The organism is Phenylobacterium sp. FG114 (assembly GCF_057809855.1).
The window spans coordinates 119596-137427 of the sequence record NZ_JBMDKU010000014.1 but is presented as its reverse complement, the minus strand read 5'-3'; the positions used below and the strand labels follow the sequence as shown (position 1 = coordinate 137427).

General features: G+C 69.6%; 17 protein-coding genes and 1 riboswitch. Of the genes, 9 read left to right on the top strand and 8 right to left on the bottom strand.

Annotated elements, in window-relative coordinates:
* Positions 1-49: 49 nt before the first annotated feature.
* Positions 50-406, bottom strand: a complete 357-nt coding sequence (locus ACODSY_RS21245) for a DUF4180 domain-containing protein (protein WP_488953885.1) — start codon at positions 404-406, stop codon at positions 50-52.
* Complete coding sequence (locus ACODSY_RS21240; protein WP_488953884.1) at positions 403-822, bottom strand: helix-turn-helix domain-containing protein; 420 nt, start codon at positions 820-822, stop codon at positions 403-405. The genes ACODSY_RS21245 and ACODSY_RS21240 overlap by 4 nt, the downstream gene beginning before the upstream one ends.
* Before the next feature lie 100 nt (positions 823-922).
* Between ACODSY_RS21240 and ACODSY_RS21235 the strand changes: the two genes are divergently transcribed.
* Positions 923-2158 carry a metal-dependent hydrolase family protein gene (locus tag ACODSY_RS21235; RefSeq protein WP_488953926.1) on the top strand — a complete coding sequence of 412 codons (1236 nt, stop codon included), beginning with the start codon at positions 923-925 and terminating at the stop codon, positions 2156-2158.
* Here the strand turns inward: ACODSY_RS21235 and ACODSY_RS21230 are convergent.
* Positions 2155-3300: a pyridoxal phosphate-dependent aminotransferase gene (locus ACODSY_RS21230; protein WP_488953883.1), complete on the bottom strand. Its 1146-nt coding sequence runs from the start codon at positions 3298-3300 to the stop codon at positions 2155-2157. The two genes, ACODSY_RS21235 and ACODSY_RS21230, sit on opposite strands and share 4 nt — an antisense overlap.
* Positions 3301-3433: 133 nt before the next feature.
* Between ACODSY_RS21230 and ACODSY_RS21225 the strand changes: the two genes are divergently transcribed.
* Positions 3434-4723, top strand: a complete 1290-nt coding sequence (locus tag ACODSY_RS21225) for an MFS transporter (protein WP_488953882.1) — start codon at positions 3434-3436, stop codon at positions 4721-4723.
* A gap of 51 nt (positions 4724-4774) precedes the next feature.
* Positions 4775-5482: a hypothetical protein gene (locus ACODSY_RS21220; protein WP_488953881.1), complete on the top strand. Its 708-nt coding sequence runs from the start codon at positions 4775-4777 to the stop codon at positions 5480-5482.
* Here ACODSY_RS21220 and ACODSY_RS21215 read toward each other — a convergent pair.
* Positions 5479-6351 (bottom strand): TauD/TfdA dioxygenase family protein, encoded by an 873-nt coding sequence (locus ACODSY_RS21215; protein ID WP_488953880.1) that lies wholly within the window; start codon positions 6349-6351, stop codon positions 5479-5481. The genes ACODSY_RS21220 and ACODSY_RS21215 overlap by 4 nt on opposite strands.
* 74 nt (positions 6352-6425) lie before the next feature.
* Between ACODSY_RS21215 and cobS the strand changes: the two genes are divergently transcribed.
* From cobS to ACODSY_RS21200, 3 genes are all read left to right on the top strand, one after another.
* Positions 6426-7427 carry a cobaltochelatase subunit CobS gene (gene cobS / locus ACODSY_RS21210; protein ID WP_488953879.1) on the top strand — a complete coding sequence of 334 codons (1002 nt, stop codon included), beginning with the start codon at positions 6426-6428 and terminating at the stop codon, positions 7425-7427.
* 16 nt (positions 7428-7443) lie between these two features.
* Positions 7444-7645, top strand: a riboswitch (cobalamin riboswitch).
* Positions 7646-7764: 119 nt separating this feature from the next.
* Positions 7765-8304 carry a hypothetical protein gene (locus ACODSY_RS21205; protein ID WP_488953878.1) on the top strand — a complete coding sequence of 180 codons (540 nt, stop codon included), beginning with the start codon at positions 7765-7767 and terminating at the stop codon, positions 8302-8304.
* On the top strand, positions 8301-9221 hold the full coding sequence (locus tag ACODSY_RS21200) for a cobalamin-binding protein (protein WP_488953877.1): 921 nt from the start codon (positions 8301-8303) through the stop codon (positions 9219-9221). Before ACODSY_RS21205 ends, ACODSY_RS21200 begins: the two co-directional genes overlap by 4 nt.
* Here ACODSY_RS21200 and ACODSY_RS21195 read toward each other — a convergent pair.
* Positions 9218-10033: an isocitrate lyase/PEP mutase family protein gene (locus ACODSY_RS21195; RefSeq protein ID WP_488953876.1), complete on the bottom strand. Its 816-nt coding sequence runs from the start codon at positions 10031-10033 to the stop codon at positions 9218-9220. The genes ACODSY_RS21200 and ACODSY_RS21195 overlap by 4 nt on opposite strands.
* 283 nt (positions 10034-10316) lie before the next feature.
* Between ACODSY_RS21195 and rpmB the strand changes: the two genes are divergently transcribed.
* On the top strand, positions 10317-10613 hold the full coding sequence (gene rpmB / locus ACODSY_RS21190; protein ID WP_488953875.1) for a 50S ribosomal protein L28: 297 nt from the start codon (positions 10317-10319) through the stop codon (positions 10611-10613).
* A gap of 66 nt (positions 10614-10679) precedes the next feature.
* Here rpmB and ACODSY_RS21185 read toward each other — a convergent pair whose 3' ends face one another.
* Complete coding sequence (locus ACODSY_RS21185; protein ID WP_488953874.1) at positions 10680-11666, bottom strand: esterase-like activity of phytase family protein; 987 nt, start codon at positions 11664-11666, stop codon at positions 10680-10682.
* Complete coding sequence (cobT, locus tag ACODSY_RS21180) at positions 11663-13612, bottom strand: cobaltochelatase subunit CobT (protein ID WP_488953873.1); 1950 nt, start codon at positions 13610-13612, stop codon at positions 11663-11665. Before cobT ends, ACODSY_RS21185 begins: the two co-directional genes overlap by 4 nt.
* Before the next feature lie 117 nt (positions 13613-13729).
* Between cobT and ACODSY_RS21175 the strand changes: the two genes are divergently transcribed.
* Positions 13730-13909 carry a DUF1328 family protein gene (locus tag ACODSY_RS21175; RefSeq protein WP_488953872.1) on the top strand — a complete coding sequence of 60 codons (180 nt, stop codon included), beginning with the start codon at positions 13730-13732 and terminating at the stop codon, positions 13907-13909.
* A 41-nt stretch (positions 13910-13950) separates the two neighbouring features.
* Here the strand turns inward: ACODSY_RS21175 and ACODSY_RS21170 are convergent, their stop codons facing one another.
* Positions 13951-15141 carry a DUF3089 domain-containing protein gene (locus ACODSY_RS21170; protein ID WP_488953871.1) on the bottom strand — a complete coding sequence of 397 codons (1191 nt, stop codon included), beginning with the start codon at positions 15139-15141 and terminating at the stop codon, positions 13951-13953.
* 137 nt (positions 15142-15278) lie between these two features.
* Here ACODSY_RS21170 and ACODSY_RS21165 point away from each other — a divergent pair, with 137 nt between their 5' ends.
* Entirely contained in the window at positions 15279-17804 is a 2526-nt protein-coding gene (locus ACODSY_RS21165; protein ID WP_488953870.1) for a membrane-bound PQQ-dependent dehydrogenase, glucose/quinate/shikimate family, read from the top strand.
* The last annotated feature ends 28 nt before the right edge of the window (positions 17805-17832 follow it).

The window sequence follows — 17832 nt, the reverse complement described above, 5'->3', positions numbered from 1 at the left end:
GCTTTCTCCTGGGATGACGGCGAGAAAGAGGACGCGGACGCCGCCGAGGTCAACCCAGCTTCGCCTCCAGCTCGCCCATGTCGGCCACGAACCAGACATGCCGGCCGCGGTTGGACTCGCGCACGAAGTCGCGCAGCGCGTCGCTGGCGGCCACGGCCGCCGAGATGTCGCCGACGAAGGCGACCTGGAAGCCATAGTTCACGAACTTCTGGATCACTTCGCCCGCCAGCCGCGTGCTGAGCGTGAGGAATCCATCGCCCAGCCGCGTCACCGGAATCGCCACGACCCGCGCGCCCGTGCCGAACAGGTCGCCGATGATGTCGGTGGCGGCGCGCTCGCCGTCCAGCTTCGGCCCATCGGCGCCGCAGACGTGGACCGCGACGCCGCCCAGGGTTTCGACGATCATTCGCCGTCCCCCGCGATCACCTGGACCATCTTCAGCATCACGGCGGTGTCCTCGATCGAGCCGACGATCACGATCTTCAGATGCCGCCGCGCCGGGTCGTAGGCGACGTCGAGGCTCATGGGATCGGCCTGCGCCTCCTGGGCCATGCGGACGGCCGGGACCTGGCGCGCCAGTCGCTGCGCCAGCTCGGCGCCGACGTCCGGCAGGTCGACGATGCTGGTCACGCGCGCCGAGGCCGCGACGCCCTTGGCGTGGACGACGCCGGTCATCGCCTCCAGTTCGCTGCGCAGGATCCGGTACGACTTCCCCACCTTCACCGCGCGCAGGCGCCCCTCGCGAATGAATCGGAGCACGGTCTTGGGATGCAGCTTCAGCCGCTCGGCGAACTGCTCGACGGTGTAGATTTCCTCGGACAAGCGGGCCTCCGCAGCGCTTCAATACTCCCTATCATTCCGCTTATCGGAGTCAAATCGGTTGAATAGAGCACTTTCGGGAATATTCGCGACCTTGGCGCTGGTGGGGCCGGCCGCCGCCCAGGCCGCCCCGCGCATCTTGCTGCAGCCGGACGCCGTATGGACCGCCGGCCAGGCGGCGCCCCGTGCCGACTGGGTCGTCCTGGTCGAGGGCCAGAAGATCGTCGCAGTGGGACCGCGGGCGGAAGTCGACGCGGGGAGCGCCCAGGTCATGGCCCTGCCCGGCACGACCCTGATCCCCGGCCTGATCGAGATGCACTCGCACCTGCTGCTGCACCCGTACAACCAGGCGAGCTGGGACGATCAGGTCCTGAAGGAAGCGCCGTTCTACCGGGTGCTGCGCGCCGGTCGCGACGCCGAGCGGACCCTGATGTCGGGCTTCACCACCGAGCGCGAGCTGGGCACCGAGGGCGCGGGCGACGCCGACGTCTCGCTGAAGAAAGCCATCGCCGACGGGACCATCGCCGGGCCGCGCCTGCTGGTCACCACCCGCGCCATCGTGGCCAGGGGCGCCTATGGCCCGCGCAAGGGCTTCCGCTCGGACATGGACCTGCCGCAGGGCGCCCAGGAGGTTTCGGGCGAGGCCGAGATCGTGGCCGCCGTGCGCGAGCAGGCGGCGTTGGGGGCCGACTGGATCAAGGTCTACGCCGACTACCGCATCGGCCCCGACGGTTCGGTGAAGCCGGCCTTCACCCAGCGCGAGCTGGAGGTGCTGGTCCAGACCGCCCACGACTGGGGCCGGCCGGTGGCCGCCCACGCCGCGGGCGGCGAGGGCATCCGCCGCGCGGTCGCCGCGGGGGTCGACACCATCGAGCACGGCTACGAGGCGTCCGAGGCGACGCTGAAGCTCATGAAGGCCAGGGGCACGGCGCTGATCCCGACCCTGGAAGCCGTCGCGGCGACCTCGGAGTATGGTGGGCGCTACAAGCCGGAGGGACCGCCCTCGCCCGCCATGGCCCGCGCGGCCGAGACCGTGAAGCTGGCGTTGAAGCTGGGCGTCACCGTCGGCGCCGGCAGCGACGTCGGCGTCTTCGCGCACGGGCAGAGCTGGCGCGAGCTGGACTGGATGGTGAAGGCCGGGATGACACCAGCCGAGGCGCTGACCGCGGCGACGGCGGTGAACGCGCGGCTGCTGAAGCTGGACGACAAGCTGGGGCGGGTCGCGCCGGGACAGTTGGCGGATCTGGTCGCGGTGGCCGGGGATCCGACGAAGGACATCACCGCGCTGAAGGACGTTCGGTTCGTGATGAAGGAGGGGCGGGTCTACCGCCAGCCCTAGGCCGCCGCCCGGGCCCGTGCGGCGGCGAACCAGGGGACCAGTCGGCGGATCGCCTCTTCGATCTCGGGGGTCGAGACGGCGAAGCTCATCCGGATGAAATGCCGGCCCTCGACGGGGTCGAAGTCGATGCCGGGCGCGGTGGCGACTCCGGTGTCCTGCAGGAGCTGCTTGCAGAACGACAGGCTGTCGTCGGTGAGCTGACCCACGTCGGCCCAGATGTAGAAGGCGCCGTCTGGCGGGGCGATCTTCTCCAGGCCCAAGGCCGGCAGCGCTTCCAGCAGGAGCTCGCGGTTGCGGCGGTAGGTGGCGACGTGGCCCTCCAGCTCGTCGCGGCAGTCCATGGCCACAAGGCCGGCATGCTGGGCCAGCGACGGCGCGGTCAGGAACAGCGCGCCCATGTAGGCCACCGCGCGCGAGGCCTCGGCCTTGGGCACGATCAGCCAGCCCAGCCGCCAGCCGGCCATGCTGAAATACTTGGAGAAGCTGTTCACGACGATCGTCGTGGGCTCGTACTCCAGCATCGAGTGCGTGGGCTCGGCGTAGCTGAGGCCGTGGTAGATCTCGTCCGAGATGATGCGGATGCCCCGCTCGCGGCAGACCTTGGCGATGGCATCCAGCTCCGGCCCGGGGATCACGGTGCCGGTGGGGTTCGCGGGGCTCGCCAGGATCACACCGGCGGGTGCGGGCTCGATCTTCGCCAACATTTCGGCGGTGAGCTGGAAGCGCGTCTCGGCCCCACAGGCGATCTCCAGCGGGACCATGTGCAGCGCTTTGACGTTGTTGCGGTAGGCCACGTAGCCCGGCCGCGCCATGGCGATCACGTCGCCCGGGTTGAAGGTGGCCGACAGCGCCAGCACCAGCGCCGGCGAGGCGCCGCAGGTGAGCGTGATCTGCTGGGGCTCCACCGTCACGCCGTAGGTCTCGGCGTAGTGGCGGCAGATGCGGGCCTTGAGCGGCGCGCTCTCCCAATAGCCCATGGCCTCGCGGTCGAGCACGCCGTGCGCCGCCTCGATCGCCGCCTTGGGCGCGCCCGTGGACGGCTGGCCGAACTCCATGTGGATGATCGAGCGGCCCTCGGCCTTCAGGCGGTGCGCAAGCCCGCTGACGGAGATGGCGTAGAAGGGATCGATCTCGGCGCTCATGCTTCCGAGGTAGTCGCAAACGCGCCCTTGCTCAACGGGCCGCCTGGACAACACTGGCCTCGGACGCGAGCCCAGGGCGCTTGACCGCGGACCGCTTGGGGGCGAAGCCGTGCGGAACGAGGGGGAGTTCTGCTTGACCACCACCACCCAAGCCGGCGCGGGCAGCGCATCGAACCGCCGCGTGCTGGCGGCGAGCCTCGTGGGGACGGCGGTCGAGTTCTACGACTTCTACATCTACGCGACTGCCGCCTCGCTGGTGTTCCCGCACCTGTTCTTCCCGAAGTCGTCCGACAGCGCCCAGCTCCTGCAAAGCTACGCCACCTTCGCCGTGGCGTTCTTCGCCCGGCCGGTGGGCGCGGCGTTCTTCGGCCACTTCGGCGACCGTATCGGGCGCAAGTCGACGCTGGTGGCCTCGCTGATGCTGATGGGCGGCTCGACGCTGCTGATCGCCTTCCTGCCCAGCTATGCGGTCGCGGGCTGGATCGCGCCCGCGCTGCTCTGCCTGTTGCGGTTCGGTCAGGGGTTCGGCCTGGGCGGCGAGTGGGGCGGCGCGGCCTTGCTGGCGGTCGAGAACGCACCACCCGGATGGCGCGCGCGCTTCGGCATGTTTCCGCAACTCGGCGCCCCGGTGGGCTTCATCGCCGCAAACGGCCTGTTCCTGATCCTCGGCGTGGCGATGCCGGCCGACGACTTCCTGGCCTGGGGCTGGCGGCTGCCGTTCCTGGCCAGCGCGATCCTCGTGGGCCTGGGCCTCTGGATCCGGCTGAGGATCGGTGAGACTCCCGCCTTCAGGAAGGCGATGTCGGAGGCCGAGGCCAGCCATGTGCCCATGGCCGAGGTGCTGAAGCGACACACCGGCGCGCTGCTCGGCGGCACCTTCGCCGTCGTGGCCTGCTTCGCGCTCTTCTACATCTCGACCGCCTTCGCCCTGGGCTACGGGACCGGGAAGCTGGGCTACAGTCGCGAGACCTTCCTGGCCGTGCAGCTGGGCGCGATCCTGTTCCTGGCGGCCGGCATCGTCGCCGCGGGCTACTGGTCGGACGCCGCCACCCCTCGACGCGTGCTCCTGGCCGGATGCGGCGGAACGGTGGTGGTCGGGCTGGCCATGGGTGCGATGATGGGCGCGGGCTCGCTGCCGCTGATCTGGGCCTGGCTGTCCCTGGCGCTGCTCACGATGGGCTTCGTCTACGGGCCGCTGGGCGCCTTCCTGCCCAGCCTGTTTCCGCCGCGGGTGCGCTACACCGGGGCTTCCATGGCCTTCAACGTAGGCGGGATCATCGGAGGCGGCCTGGCCCCTGTCGCCGCCCAGGCGCTGGCGGACCGCGGCGGCTTGGTCCCCGTCGGCCTGTACCTCGTCGCGGCCGGGCTGCTGAGTTTCGCGGGCCTGGTCTTCCTGCGCCCGGCGCCCGACGCCTTGGACTAAGTCGGGAATCCGTCATACCGTTGTCATGCGACACGGCGGACGGGGCGCTGAGTGGACACGGTCTCGGACCCAGAACTCGACGTCCGGATGGCCCTGCTGGTGTTCCTGGGGCTGCTTCCGATCGACGTCGCCCTCATCGGACTGGACCTCCTCCACCTTCAGGCGGAGGCCGGACGTGCGCCGGCCGGGTTCAAGGACCTGATGTTCGACATGCATGTCGAACTCGGTGTGGCGGAGGGCTTCGAGTACCTCAAGTCGGCCGTCACGGCGCTGGCCATAGGGCTGCTGGCGCGCCGCCAGCGTGCGCCGATCCTCTGGGTTCTCTGCGCTCTCAACGCCTGGATGGTGTTGGACAACGCCCTGGCGATCCACGAGCGGCTGGGCATGACCCTGGCCCGCCATATGCTTCAGGGCCTGACCCTCGGCCTCAACCGGTCGCGCGACCTGGGCGAGTTGATGGCGTTCGCGGCTGCCGGCGGCGGCTTCCTGATCTTGCTGGCCCTCACCTGGCGCAAGGCGACACCGAGGGCGCGCCGGGCCGCCATGATGCTGTCGGCGGCGCCGCTGGGCGCGGCCGTGTTCGGGGTCGGCGTCGACGCCCTCCATTCAAGCCCGTGGGCCGAGGGCCTCGACCTCCTGGCCGGCGTGGTCGAAGACGGCGGCGAGAGCGTCATGATCTCGTTGGGCTGCGCGCTGGGCGTGGGTTGCTACGCGGCCGGCCGCGCGAAGACCGGCGGCCCCGTGGTCCAGGCCGCCTAGACCGGGATTTCCCCCGCCACCGTGGTGCGGTGCATGACCCGCCGGTGCCCGTCATAGCCGCCCAGGGCATTGTGCATCGTGCAGCGGTTGTCCCAGATCACCAGCATCCCCGCCTGCCATACGTGGCGGTAGACGAACCGGTCCTGGACCATGTGCTTGTACAGCTCGCCCAGCAGCGGGTCGGCCTCGTCGGGCGTCATGCCCTCGATGCCCACCGTGTAGACCGGCGAGATGAAGAGCGCCTTGCGGCCCGTCACAGGGTGGGTCCGAACCAGGGGGTGGGCCCAGGTCTTGTCGGCCTCCGGACTGACGATGATCGGCATGGACCGCACGTCGAGTTCGCGGGCGTAACCGCTCTTCGGGCCGTAGGCGCGGGTCGCCGAGTGGACCGCGCGGAGCGGAGCCAGCCGGGCCTTCATCTCGTCGGACAGCGCCTCGTAGGCCGCCGCGCCGTCGGCATAGAGCGTGTCGCCGCCCACGGGAGGGATGATCTCGGAACGCAGGATGGTGGCCGCGGGAGGTCGCTCCTGGAAGCTCCAGTCCGAGTGCCAGTTGCCGCCGAAGGGCGTTGTCTTCTCGTCGGGCTCCCGGCGCACCTCCAGCACGTTCGGGTGGCCGGCCATCGGCGCGACATAGGGATCGTGACCGAACGGCCCGATCTGCAGGGTAAAGGCTTCCAGCTCGTCCAGGGTCAGCGGCTGGCCGGGAAAAGCCAGGACCGCGTGGCGCGCCCAGGCGTCCTTGACCTCGGCCAGCGCGACCTCGCCCAGGGGCTTGGAAAGGTCGATGCCGGTGACCTCGGCGCCGAAGCCACTTTCCCGGGACTGGACCCGGATCGTGCGATAGGCGCTCTGCGCTTCCATCAGCATGGCGGTTCCTCCTTCGCCTTTGCACAAAACACCTGTTTGCGTACGCGACGGCAAGCTTGTAATCGAACCGCGTCATGGCCGCTTTCGACATCACCGAAGACAAGCTCATCACGCTCACCCCCGACACGGAGGTCGACGTCCGCGAGACCTTCGGTATCGACCTGGACATGAAGGTCCCGGCCTTCAGCGAGCGCGACCCGCACGTGCCGGATGTGGATCCGGCCTACAAGTTCGACCCGGAGACCACGCGGGCGATCCTCGCGGGCTTCGCCCACGACCGTCGCGTGATGGTCCAGGGCTATCACGGCACGGGCAAGTCCACCCACATCGAGCAGGTGGCCGCGCGCCTGAACTGGCCGCTGATCCGGGTGAACCTGGACAGCCACGTCAGCCGCATCGACCTGGTCGGCAAGGACGCCATCGTCCTGAAGGATGGCAAGCAGGTCACCGAATTCCGCGAAGGCATGCTGCCCTGGGCGATCCAGCGGCCCATCGCCCTCGTCTTCGACGAGTACGACGCGGGGCGGCCGGACGTGATGTTCGTGATCCAGCGCGTGCTGGAGGCGCAGGGCAAGCTGACCCTGCTCGACCAGAACCGCGTGATCCGGCCCAACCCCTGGTTCCGCCTGTTCTCGACGACCAACACCATCGGCTTGGGCGACACCACCGGCCTCTACCACGGCACCCAGCAGATCAACCAAGGCCAGATGGATCGCTGGTCGATCGTGACCACGCTGAACTACCTCAGCCACGACACCGAGGCCGAGATCGTGCTGGCGAAGGCGCCCGGCTACCAGACAGCCGAGGGGAAGCGCACCATCAACGCCATGGTGCGCGTGGCCGACATGACCCGGAACGCCTTCATGAACGGCGACATCTCGACCGTCATGAGCCCGCGGACCGTGATCACCTGGGCCCAGAACGCCGAGATCTTCGGCGGCGACATCGGCCTCGCGTTCCGGATGACCTTCCTGAACAAGTGCGACGAGCTGGAGCGCGGCACGGTCGCCGAGTTCTACCAGCGCGCCTTCGGTCAGGACCTGCCCGAATCGACGGCCCGCGTCCGAGTGGCTTGACCGCACGCGCCACGGCGAGGCAATCATCGGCCGTGGCGCCCGAGAGGGCCTAGAGGGAATGCGGTGCGGACGTTCGCGTCCAAGGCCGCGGCTGCCCCCGCAACTGTAAGCGGCGAGCCGAAGACCACCAAAGCCACTGGGGCCGCAACGCCCTGGGAAGGCCGGTCCCGAGGCGACGACCCGCGAGCCAGGAGACCTGCCACGAGCCGTGGTCACGCGCGAGCGCATTGGGCGGGGTGCACCGATGTGGATGGACCGCCGCCAGGCGCCTGACGCCCTGTCGGTCGGCGAATCTCCTTCGCGGTGACGTGTCACGTCCGCCGCGAGGTATCGGCCCATGTCTGTTGTTCTCTCCCAACCCCGGACCGCCCTGTGGTCCGCCGGTGTCGTCGTCCTGGTTCTGGGCGGCTGCCTGATCGCCGGTTGCCTAGAGCCGCTGGTCGCCGTGGCGGTGATCGCCGCCGGCGCCCTGCCGATGCGCCGCGCCGTCCCGCTCACGCTTGCGGTCTGGCTGGCCGGCCAGGCCATCGGCTTCGGCCTCCATGACTATCCGCGCGACCCGAGCACCATCGCCTGGGGCCTCGGCCTTGGCGCGGCGGCGCTCGCTGCGTTGGCGGGCGCCGCGCCCGTCCTGGCCGCCACCTTGGGCAAGCCCGCCTGGCTGCGCGCGGGCCTGGCCTTCGTCGCGGCGTTCGTGGCCAACCAGCTCGTCATACTGGGCGTCGAGCAGGTGATCACCGGCGCCTGCGAAGTGCGCCCAGGGGTGATCAGCCTGGTGGGCGCGGTGAACGCCGCCTGGCTGGCGGGGCTGCTGGCGGTGGATGCCGTCGTGCGCTGCACCCCGCTGGCGGTCCCCGCCTTCGGACGTTCCGCATGAGCGGCCCGCGCATCGTCTCCCTGCTGCCCAGCGCCACCGAGATCGTGGCGGCGGTGGGCATGGCCGACCAGCTCGTGGGCCGCTCGCACCAGTGCGACTTCCCGGTCGACGTCAGCCGCCTGCCGGCGCTCAGCGCCACCAAGGTGCGGCTGGACGGCACATCGCGCGACATCGACCGGCGCGTGAACGAGATCATCGCCCAGGGCGTCTCGGTCTATCGCGTCGATGCCGAGCGGTTGCGGGCGCTGAAGCCCGACGTGATCCTGACCCAGACCCAGTGCGCCATCTGCGCGGTGACCCCGGGCGATCTCGAGCACGCGCTCTGCGAATGGACGGGCATGGCGCCGACGCTGGTCTCGCTGGAGCCCAACGACCTCTCCGACGTCTGGGGCGACGTGCGCAAGGTGGGCCAGGCGCTGGGCGCCGAGGCCGTGGCGGAGCGCGCCATCGCCAGGTTGCAGGGACGTCTCGCCGCCATCCGCCGGACCGCCGACCGCGCCGCCCATCGCCCGACCGTCGCCGCCATCGATTGGATCGACCCGCTCATGGCCGGCGGCAACTGGATGCCCGAGCTGATCGAGGCCGCGGGCGGCGAGAGCCTGTTCGCCATGCCGGGCCAGCATTCGCCCTGGCTGGACTGGGCGGCCCTGGCGGCGGCGGACCCGGATGTCATCCTGCTGCTGCCCTGCGGCTTCACCATCGCGCAGAGCCTGGCTGACGCTCCCCTGCTGCAGGCCCGGCCGGAATGGGCGGCGCTGTCCGCGGTGCGGCGCGGTCAGGTCTACGTCATCGACGGCCACCACTACTTCAATCGCCCCGGCCCGCGGTTGGTCGAGTCGGCCGAGATGATCGCCGAGATCCTCCACCCTGACCTCTTCGCCTTCCAGCACGAAGGGACGGGCTGGGTGCGGCTCTAGGGTTTCAAGAGCGCCTTCATCTCGGCGCCGGTCGCCGCCTGCGCCAGGCGGTCGAAGCGGCCCTCTTCAGCGATCTCGCGCGCCGTGCGGATGAACTCGCCGAACGCGGCCCGCGCCAGCGCGCCGCCCACGCTGATGCGGCGCACGCCCAGGTCCGCCAGTTCCGCGACCGTCGGCCCACCGGTCCACATCAGAACGTTGAGCGGCTTCGGGGCGACGACGAGCACCGCCGTGGCGATGTCCTCCGCCGACCGCAGGCCGGGCGCGTAGAGGCAGTCCGCCCCGGCGTCGGCCAGCGCGGCCAGGCGATCCAGCGTGGCCTTCACGTCCATCTGGCCGATCAGCAGACCCTCGGCGCGCGCCACCAGCACCGCGCCCGAGCCCTCCGCGTCCACGGCCGCCCGCGCGGCCCTCACCCGCTCCACGGCCAGCGCCGTGTCGTACAACGGCTTGCCGGGGTCGTGGCTCATGTCCTCGATGGACAGTCCCGCCACGCCGGTGTCCAGCGCCCGCCGAACATTGACGGCCACGCCTTCGGGGGTGTCGGCATATCCGTTCTCGAAGTCAGCGTTCAGCGGCAGGTCCGTGGCCACCGCCAGGGTCGCCAGGTGCGAGAGCGCGTCCTCCAGCGGGACCTCGTTGTCCAGGCGGCCGCGGCTCCAGGCCATGCCGGAACTGGTCGAGGCCAGCGCCTGGAAGCCCAGGGCCTGCAGCATCTTCGCGCTGCCCACGTCCCAGGGGTTCGGGATCACGAAACAGCCGCTCTGATGCAGGTCCCGGAATCGCGCGCGTTTCTCGACCGGAGCCGTCATCGGACCCTCCCAAGGTGGAGCTTAACGCTGGAAAGCTGAGGCAGAGAACGGGCGCGAAACGAATCGCGACCGAATCACTGACTCGCAGCGATTCAGCTTTCGTTCCCTACGACATATTGTATCTGACTCGCTTCGGCCCACAACGAACGATGCTCGTGGAGCGCGACCGTTTGGCTTTCCCGCCGGCTCACCTTGACGAGCGGGGACCGTTCCTCTAAATCGCCCGCTCTTCGCGTGGGCCCCGGCCTGTCGCATTCCTGTTTCCTGCGAAGGTTATCTCGCCATGTCGCGCCGCTGCGAAATCACGGGTGTCGGTCCGATGGTCGGCCACAACGTGAGCCACTCGAACATCAAGACCAAGCGCCGGTTCATGCCGAACCTGGTGGCCACGACCGTGCAGTCGGAAGCCCTCGGCCAGAACTTCACCCTGCGCATCACCAATGCGGCGCTCCGCACCCTGGACTTCCGGGGCGGGCTCGACGTGGTGCTGCTGAAGGCCAAGGACGAGGTCCTGTCGGCCAAGGCGCTGAAGATCAAGCGCCAGGTGAAGGCCAAGCTGGCCGAGCAAGCCGCGGCCTAAGCGCCCGGCTCATCGCCGATTTCGAAGAGGCCGCCCCACCGGGCGGCCTTTTCATTTTGCCCAAGCCTACTTCGCGGGCGTCCAGTCGAACGCCAGCAGCAAGGTCCGCTGGTCTGTAGGCTTGCCGTCGTAAAAGCCGAAGTTGTCGTCCGAGATCAGGTAGAACCGTACGCGGCCACCCGGCTGCGGCACGGCGGCGACGCCCTCCAGATTGTCCACCGTAAGGGGTCGAGCAATCTCCAGCCGGTCCACCAGCTTGCCGGCCCGGTCCAGGATCCGCAGCTGGACAACGTTGCCGCGCAGCACCGAGTACGACCGCAGCAGATAGACCAGGCCGCCGCCTGGCATGTTGTCCATGGCCACCAGGGCCGAACCCTCCAGGTCGAGATCCCGGTCCCGAACGCAAGTCGTGGAAAGACGGCAGAGGAAGATGTGGCCGCTGTCCTCCAGCCCGACCCGATAGGCGTCGGCGGCCACCTCGGGCGCCGTGACCAGCGCCTCCATCCCCTTGTTGTCGGTGTATTTCACATCCGGCTGCGGCGCCGGGCGCGGCAGGCCTCCATCCCGGGGGAACAGAAGGATGCGGTCGTGCTGCTCGAAGCTCGCCAGCAAGTCGCCGTTGGCGAAGCGCGCCACGCCCTCGGAATCGTACTCGCGCTGGCCGCCGGCGTAGAGGTCGACGCCGGTCGTTTCCTTCAACGCGATCATCGTCGCGTCGGCGATCCCGGCCAGGCGCCCGGCGGCGTCCAGCACGATGCGGCCCTCAAGCAGGTCGGACTGGTCGCCCAGGGCGACGAATCGGCCGTCGGGCGCGACCTTGATGTCCGAGAGCCCGTGCAGGCGGCTGGTCTGGCGCGAGGTCAGGTCCACGCCGCCGGCGTAGGCGAAGTTGCCGATGCGCTGACGACCGGGATCCGTGGGGTCAAGGGGGACGGGCTGGCCATCGACCTGGATCGCCGCCCCCACCGGGACGGGATAGGCCGGCAGCGGCGTCGTGGGCGCGGCGCACGCGGCAAGCGCAAGAGCCAGCGCGGCGCCTGCCCAGGGCCTCAAGCGGTGGCCCTCCGCACTTCCTTGAAGGTGGATCGGCGGGTCGGGCCCTGCGGACCCTGGGTGTTGGGCGGCGGCGCCAGCAGGCTCGCGGTGCGGCGGGTCACCTTGCGCACCTCCTCATCAAACAGGTCGGCGAGCTGCTCGACCATGGCGCCGGCCAATTGCTCGACGTCCACGATCGTCACGGCGTTCTTGTAGTAGCGGGTGACGTCGTGGCCGATGCCGATGGCGATGAGCTGGACCGGGCTCTTGGCCTCGATCTCGCCGATCACCTCGCGCAGGTGGCGCTCCAGGTAGTGGCCCGAGTTCACCGACAGGGTCGAGTCGTCCACCGGCGCCCCGTCCGAGATCACCAGCAGGATACGCCGCGCTTCCGGCCGGCCGATCAGGCGCTGGTGCGCCCACATCAGCGCCTCGCCGTCGATATTTTCCTTGAGGAGCCCCTCGCGCATCATCAGGCCCAGGTTCCGCCGGGCGCGACGCCAAGGCGCGTCGGCGGCCTTGTAGATGATATGGCGCAGGTCGTTCAGACGGCCCGGCTGCGCGGGCTTGCCGGCCTTTAACCAGTCCTCGCGCGAGCTGCCGCCCTTCCAGGCGCGGGTGGTGAACCCCAGGATCTCGGTCTTCACGCCGCAGCGCTCCAGCGTCCGCGCCAGGATGTCGGCGCACACGGCCGCCACCATGATCGGCCGCCCGCGCATGGAACCCGAGTTGTCGATCAGGATGGTGACCACCGTGTCGCGGAACTCGGTGTCCTCCTCCTCCTTGAAGGCGAGGGAGGCTGTGGGGTCGGTGATGACCCGCGTCAGCCGCGAGGTGTCGAGCAAACCCTCTTCCAGGTCGAACGACCACGATCTGTTCTGCTGGGCCAGAAGTTTGCGCTGCAGGCGATTGGCGAGCCGCGAGACCACGTTCGACACGCTGGCGAGCTGCTGGTCGAGGTAGGCGCGCAGGCGCGTCAGTTCCTCGGGATCGCACAGCTCCTCGGCGGCCACGATCTCGTCGTGGGCCGTGGTGAAGACCTTGTAGGTGATCGCCCGGTTGTCGCCCGACGGATCCGGGCGCGCCGGCTGCTCGCCGTCGCCCATGTCCGGCGGTTCCTCGGTGTCTTCCGCGTCGGGATCCTCGTCCGACTGCATCATCTGGCTGTCGGCGTCCTCGGCCTCGCGGGCCGTGGTGTCGTCGTCGTCCATGGCCGACTGCTGGGGCGACTGGCTCTCGCCCTCCCCGTCGTCCTGATCGTCGGTGGCGTCGGGATCGCCCTCCTCGCCGCCCTCTGTGTCCTCATCGGGCTGCTCGGGCGCGTCCGACAGGTCGTCGCCCATGTTGAGGTCGCGGATGATCTTGCGGGCCAGGCGCGCGAAGGCCTTCTGGTCGTGCAACGACCCTTCGAGCTGCTCCAGGTCTTCGCCGGCCTTGGCCTCGACGTCCGCGCGGAACATGTCGACCAACGCGCGCGCCATCGGCGGGGGCGGCTCACCGGTAAGGCGCTCGCGCACCATCAGGCTCACCACCTCGGCCAGCGGCGGGTTCGCCATGGCCTCGACTTCGTTGAAGGCTTTCCGCTGCCAAGCGTGGTTCAGCACCGCCTTGAGGTTTTCGCGCACCCCGCCCATGGCCGTGGCGCCGATGGCCTCGATGCGCGCCTGCTCCAGGGCGTCGTAGATGGGCTGGCCGGCCCCGGAGTGCGGCCGCGTCTTCGCATGCGCGGCCGGGTCGTGGTGGGCGATGCGCAGCGCCATCTGGTCGGCCAGGCCACGAATGCGCGCGGCATCCTCCGGCGTCAGGTCGCGCGGCGGGTGCGGAAGCACCGCCCGGTTGCCCGAGAGCTGCGGCCCCTCGCCCGAGTAGACGATTTCCAGGTCCGGGGTCTCGGCAAGCGATCGCGCCGCGTGGGCCAGCGCGCGCTTGAAGGGCTCCAGGGGGCTTTCCGGGTTCTTGGCCATGTCAGCCGGTCATAGATCAGCGCTGCCCTCGGGTGAAACAAGGATTTGTGTCATCGCGGAACGGTGCAGGTTCCCCAGCGTTTCCAGGGCCGAGTTTCGAACCGAGGAGACAAACCGATGCTCAAGTGGGCTCTGATCTTCGCGATCGTCGCCATCGTGGCGGCGGCGCTCGGCTTCGGCGGTATCGCCGGCGCTGCGGCTGGTATCGCCAAGCTGCTGTTCTTCGTCGCCGTTGTCGGCTTCCTGATCTTCCTGGCCATGGGCATCTTCGCCGGCCGGAAGCTGACTGGACGCTAGAGGCTTGAGGGGGCGCTTCCTTCCGAAAGCGCCCCTTCTTTCTACTTCTTCGCCGCGTAGGCCTTGGCCTGCCGGCCCACCACCTCGACCAGGTCGCCCATGGCGATGTTGGCGTCGATCAGGTGCAGGCCCCAATCCTTGGCGATCACCCCGCCCAGGCCGGTGACGTCGCCCGGGATCGTGTCGGTGCGCGGATCCGCGGGATCTGCGTTCACGTGCGCCTCCAGATAATTGAACCCCTCCTTCGACACGCACTTACCGCTGATGAGGCCCGGCAGAGAGACGAACGGCGTCTTGGGGTTGGGCTTGCCTTTCACCCACTCGGGCGGCGGGGCCGACGAGCTGGCGATGTTCATGCCGTTGGCCAGGTAGGCGTGCAGGTCGCTCTTGCCCAACAAGGCCGCGGGATTGACGCAGGCGGCCTCCATCTCGGGAGCCGCCACCTTGCCGAAACGGGTGTTGGAGGGCGGGGGAACGGTGTCGCGGAAGGTCACGTAGCTGATCGCGCAGCCGGTCTGGTCCGCGGTCTTGCACAGCGGGATGGATTTGAAGAGGCCGGTGTCCTGGCCCTTCGTCACCGGCAGGTTCGACCCTAGGATCAAGGCCGAGACGAGCTGCTTCTGCACGGGCTTGCCGTCGATCTCGGCGGGGATCAGCCGCTGAAGAACGCCCGAGCCCTGGCTGTGCCCGATCAGCACGACGCCACGGCCCTTGTTCTCCTTCGTCAGGTAGTGGTTCCAGGCGTCGACCACGTCGTTGTAGCCCACCTGCCGGACGGCGGGATCGGTGGCGCCCGGCATGGGCTTGCCCTCGACCATGCCCCGCAGCGCCGTCAGCGTGAACTGGCGGTAGAGCGGCGCGTAGATCCGGCACTTGGAGCCGAAGCGAGCGAGCTGCTGCTTCACCACGTTCAGCTCCTCGGCGTTGGCCGTCATGTCCGAGACGACGCCCGGGTCGGTCGACACCGTCGGATAGACGTAGAAGCAGTCGATCGGCGCCTTGGGATCCGACTTCCACGACTCGACCGTGGAAGAGCCGTCGGCCTTGATCACCGTGGTGGTCATGTCGATGGCGCAGGCGTCATTCGCCTTGCCAGGCCAGCACAGCCAGGCCTCGGGCTTGGCGTAGTCGTTCTTCGGATAGCTGATCGACGTCGGCTGGGCCGCGGCGGCTGCCGCCATCAGTCCCACGGCCGCGCCCAGCGCCAGCGTCGCGATGTTTCGGACCCTCATCTCATCCCTCCCGAGAAGCACTTCATTTTTAGAACATTGCGTACGTTTATCGCGCGCGGGCGAGGTCAGGTCCAGCACCCTTCATGCGGGTGGCGATTCGGGCCTAAGGTCCGCGCTCGAGTTCGGGGGAAGCGCGCATGGCGTCTGACAAACCAGCGGGTTGGCCGGCCAGGATCTGGGCCGCGATCGGCGGCGGTCTGGTCGCGCTGGTGGGTGCGGCGATCCTCGCCGGCGGCGCCTGGCTGATCCTTCTGGACGGCTCGCCCTACTACCTGCTGGCGGGCGCCGCGATCCTCGGCTCGGGCGTGATGCTGGCCCGCCGCCACCCGGCCGCGGGGCTCGTCTACGCCGTCGTGCTGGCCGTCACCCTGGGCTGGGGCGTCTGGGAGGCCGGGTTCGAGTTCTGGCCGCTGCTGCCGCGCCTCTTCGCGCCGGCGGTGCTGGGCCTGTTCATCCTGCTGGTGATCGCCGTGGCTCCGAAGGGGCCGCTGCGCGGCTATTCGGCCCTGGCGGTCGGCGTGCTGTCGCTCGCCTGCGTAGGCGTCCTGGGCGCCGCCGTACCGGCCACCTACACCTGGGGCCAGGCCGAGATTCCGGCCCAGGTCACCGGCGTCGCTCCGCCGGCCGAGCCCGCCTCCGACTGGCGCTACTACGGCCGCGATCCCGGCGGTGCGCGCTATGCCCCCGTCGACCAGATCAACCGCGAGAACGTGGACGACCTGAAGGTCGCCTGGACCTATCGCTCGGGCGAGAAGCCGAACCGGGGCAGCCAGGACCAGAACACGCCGATGCAGGTGGGCGATACGCTCTACGTCTGCACACCCACCAATGTGGTCATCGCCCTGGACGCCGACAGCGGCAAGGAGAAGTGGCGCCACGATCCCAAGGTGAAGGCCCGGTATTGGAACCGTTGCCGCGGCGTCGGCTACTGGGACGGAACCCAGCCCAAGGTCGCCCTGGCCGGTGCGCCCGCCGCACAGGTTCCGGCGTCCAAGGCCGCGACTCCGCCCGCGAAGGCCGCTCCCGCCGCGAAGCCTGCGCCGGCGCCGAAGGCCGCGGCCGCCCCGGCCCCCAAGGCTGCGCACGCCACCCCGACGCCCGCGCCCGCGGTCCAGCAGGCCGCCGCGCCGGCGGCTCCGCTCTGCCGCCAGCGGATCATCTCGTCGACGATCAACGCCCAGCTCTTCGCCCTGGACGCGACCACCGGCCAGCGCTGCCCCGGCTTCGGCAAGGACGGCGTGGTCGACCTCTCCACCGGCATCGGCCCGATCAAGCCGGGCTTCTACTTCCAGACGTCCACGCCCACGGTGATCGGCAACAAGATCATCATCGGCGGCTGGGTGGCCGACAACCAGGAGCTCTCCGAGCCCTCAGGCGTCGTCCGCGCCTTCGACGTGGTCACCGGCGAACTGGTCTGGGCCTGGGACCTGGGCGACCCGTCCATCGACAAGCTGCCGCCCGAGGGCCAGACCTACACCCGCGGCACGCCCAACGTCTGGTCGACGCCCGCCTTCGACCCGGACCTGGGCTTGATCTATCTGCCCATCGGCAACGCCACGCCCGACTATTGGGGCTCGCACCGCTCGATGGCGTCGGAGGCCTATTCCTCCTCGGTCGTCGCCGTCGACGTGAATACCGGCAAGATGCGCTGGACCTTCCAGACCGTGCACCACGATCTGTGGGATTACGACGTGCCCAGCCAGCCGATGCTGATCGACTTCCCGGTCGCGGGCGGCACGGCGCCGGCGCTGGTCCAGCTCACCAAGCGCGGCCAGATCTTCGTGCTCGACCGCCGCGACGGCAAGCCGCTGACCCGCGTGGTCGAGGTGCGCGTGCCCGGCGGCGCCCAGCCCGGCGAGTGGGTGTTCCCCACCCAGCCTTATTCCGTCGAGATGCCCACCATCGGCGTCGAGCGGCTGGACGAGAAGATGATGTGGGGCGCCACCCCGCTGGACCAGCTCTACTGCCGCATCCGCTTCCAGCAACTGCGCTACGAGGGCGACTTCACCCCACCCGGCAGCCCCGAGCGGCCCTCGCTGCAGTATCCCGGCAACGCCGGCGGCATGAACTGGGGCTCGGGCGCCTATGACGCCCGCCGCGGCCTGCTGATCGTGAGCGACGTGCGCATGCCGCAGACGGTGGCGCTCAGAAAGTCGTCGAAGCCGGAGGTGGATGTCAGCCGCATCAAGTCCGATCGGCCGCCGCCCAGCCGCAAGGCCGTCCCCTACGAGGCCGACAACAACTGGTTTCTCAGCCCGCTGTTCGCGCCCTGCGTCCAGCCCCCTCACGGGATGCTGACCGCCATCGACCTGCGCACCCGCGAGATCGTTTGGCGGGTGCCCGCGGGGACGGCCGAGGCCCAGGCGCCGCTGGGGCTTAAGTCCGGCCTGCCGATCCCGATCGGAACCCTGGGCATCGGCGGGCCGATCACCACCGCCGGCGGGGTCACCTTCCGCTCGGCCACCACCGACGCCTATCTGCGCGCCTACGACAACGCCACGGGAAAGGTCCTCTGGCAGGCCCCACTGCCGGTCGCCTCGGCGGGCACGCCGATGACCTACGTCTCGCCCAAGACCGGCAAGCAGTACGTCGTGGTTACGGCGGGCGGCGCGGCCATGGCTCCGGCGAAGGGCGACTACGTCATCGCCTATGCTTTGAAGTAGCGGACCCGCCCGAGGCGCGGAAGCCAGC

Coding starts and splice junctions, on each gene's coding strand:
- ACODSY_RS21195 (WP_488953876.1), bottom strand. CDS start 10,033: ATGACGGCTCCGGTCGAGAAACGCGCGCGATTCCGGGACCTGCATCAG.
- ACODSY_RS21170 (WP_488953871.1), bottom strand. CDS start 15,141: ATGAGGGTCCGAAACATCGCGACGCTGGCGCTGGGCGCGGCCGTGGGA.
- ACODSY_RS21165 (WP_488953870.1), top strand. CDS start 15,279: ATGGCGTCTGACAAACCAGCGGGTTGGCCGGCCAGGATCTGGGCCGCG.
- ACODSY_RS21215 (WP_488953880.1), bottom strand. CDS start 6,351: ATGCTGATGGAAGCGCAGAGCGCCTATCGCACGATCCGGGTCCAGTCC.
- ACODSY_RS21245 (WP_488953885.1), bottom strand. CDS start 406: ATGATCGTCGAAACCCTGGGCGGCGTCGCGGTCCACGTCTGCGGCGCC.
- ACODSY_RS21200 (WP_488953877.1), top strand. CDS start 8,301: ATGAGCGGCCCGCGCATCGTCTCCCTGCTGCCCAGCGCCACCGAGATC.
- ACODSY_RS21230 (WP_488953883.1), bottom strand. CDS start 3,300: ATGAGCGCCGAGATCGATCCCTTCTACGCCATCTCCGTCAGCGGGCTT.
- ACODSY_RS21205 (WP_488953878.1), top strand. CDS start 7,765: ATGTCTGTTGTTCTCTCCCAACCCCGGACCGCCCTGTGGTCCGCCGGT.
- cobT (WP_488953873.1), bottom strand. CDS start 13,612: ATGGCCAAGAACCCGGAAAGCCCCCTGGAGCCCTTCAAGCGCGCGCTG.
- ACODSY_RS21175 (WP_488953872.1), top strand. CDS start 13,730: ATGCTCAAGTGGGCTCTGATCTTCGCGATCGTCGCCATCGTGGCGGCG.
- rpmB (WP_488953875.1), top strand. CDS start 10,317: ATGTCGCGCCGCTGCGAAATCACGGGTGTCGGTCCGATGGTCGGCCAC.
- cobS (WP_488953879.1), top strand. CDS start 6,426: ATGGCCGCTTTCGACATCACCGAAGACAAGCTCATCACGCTCACCCCC.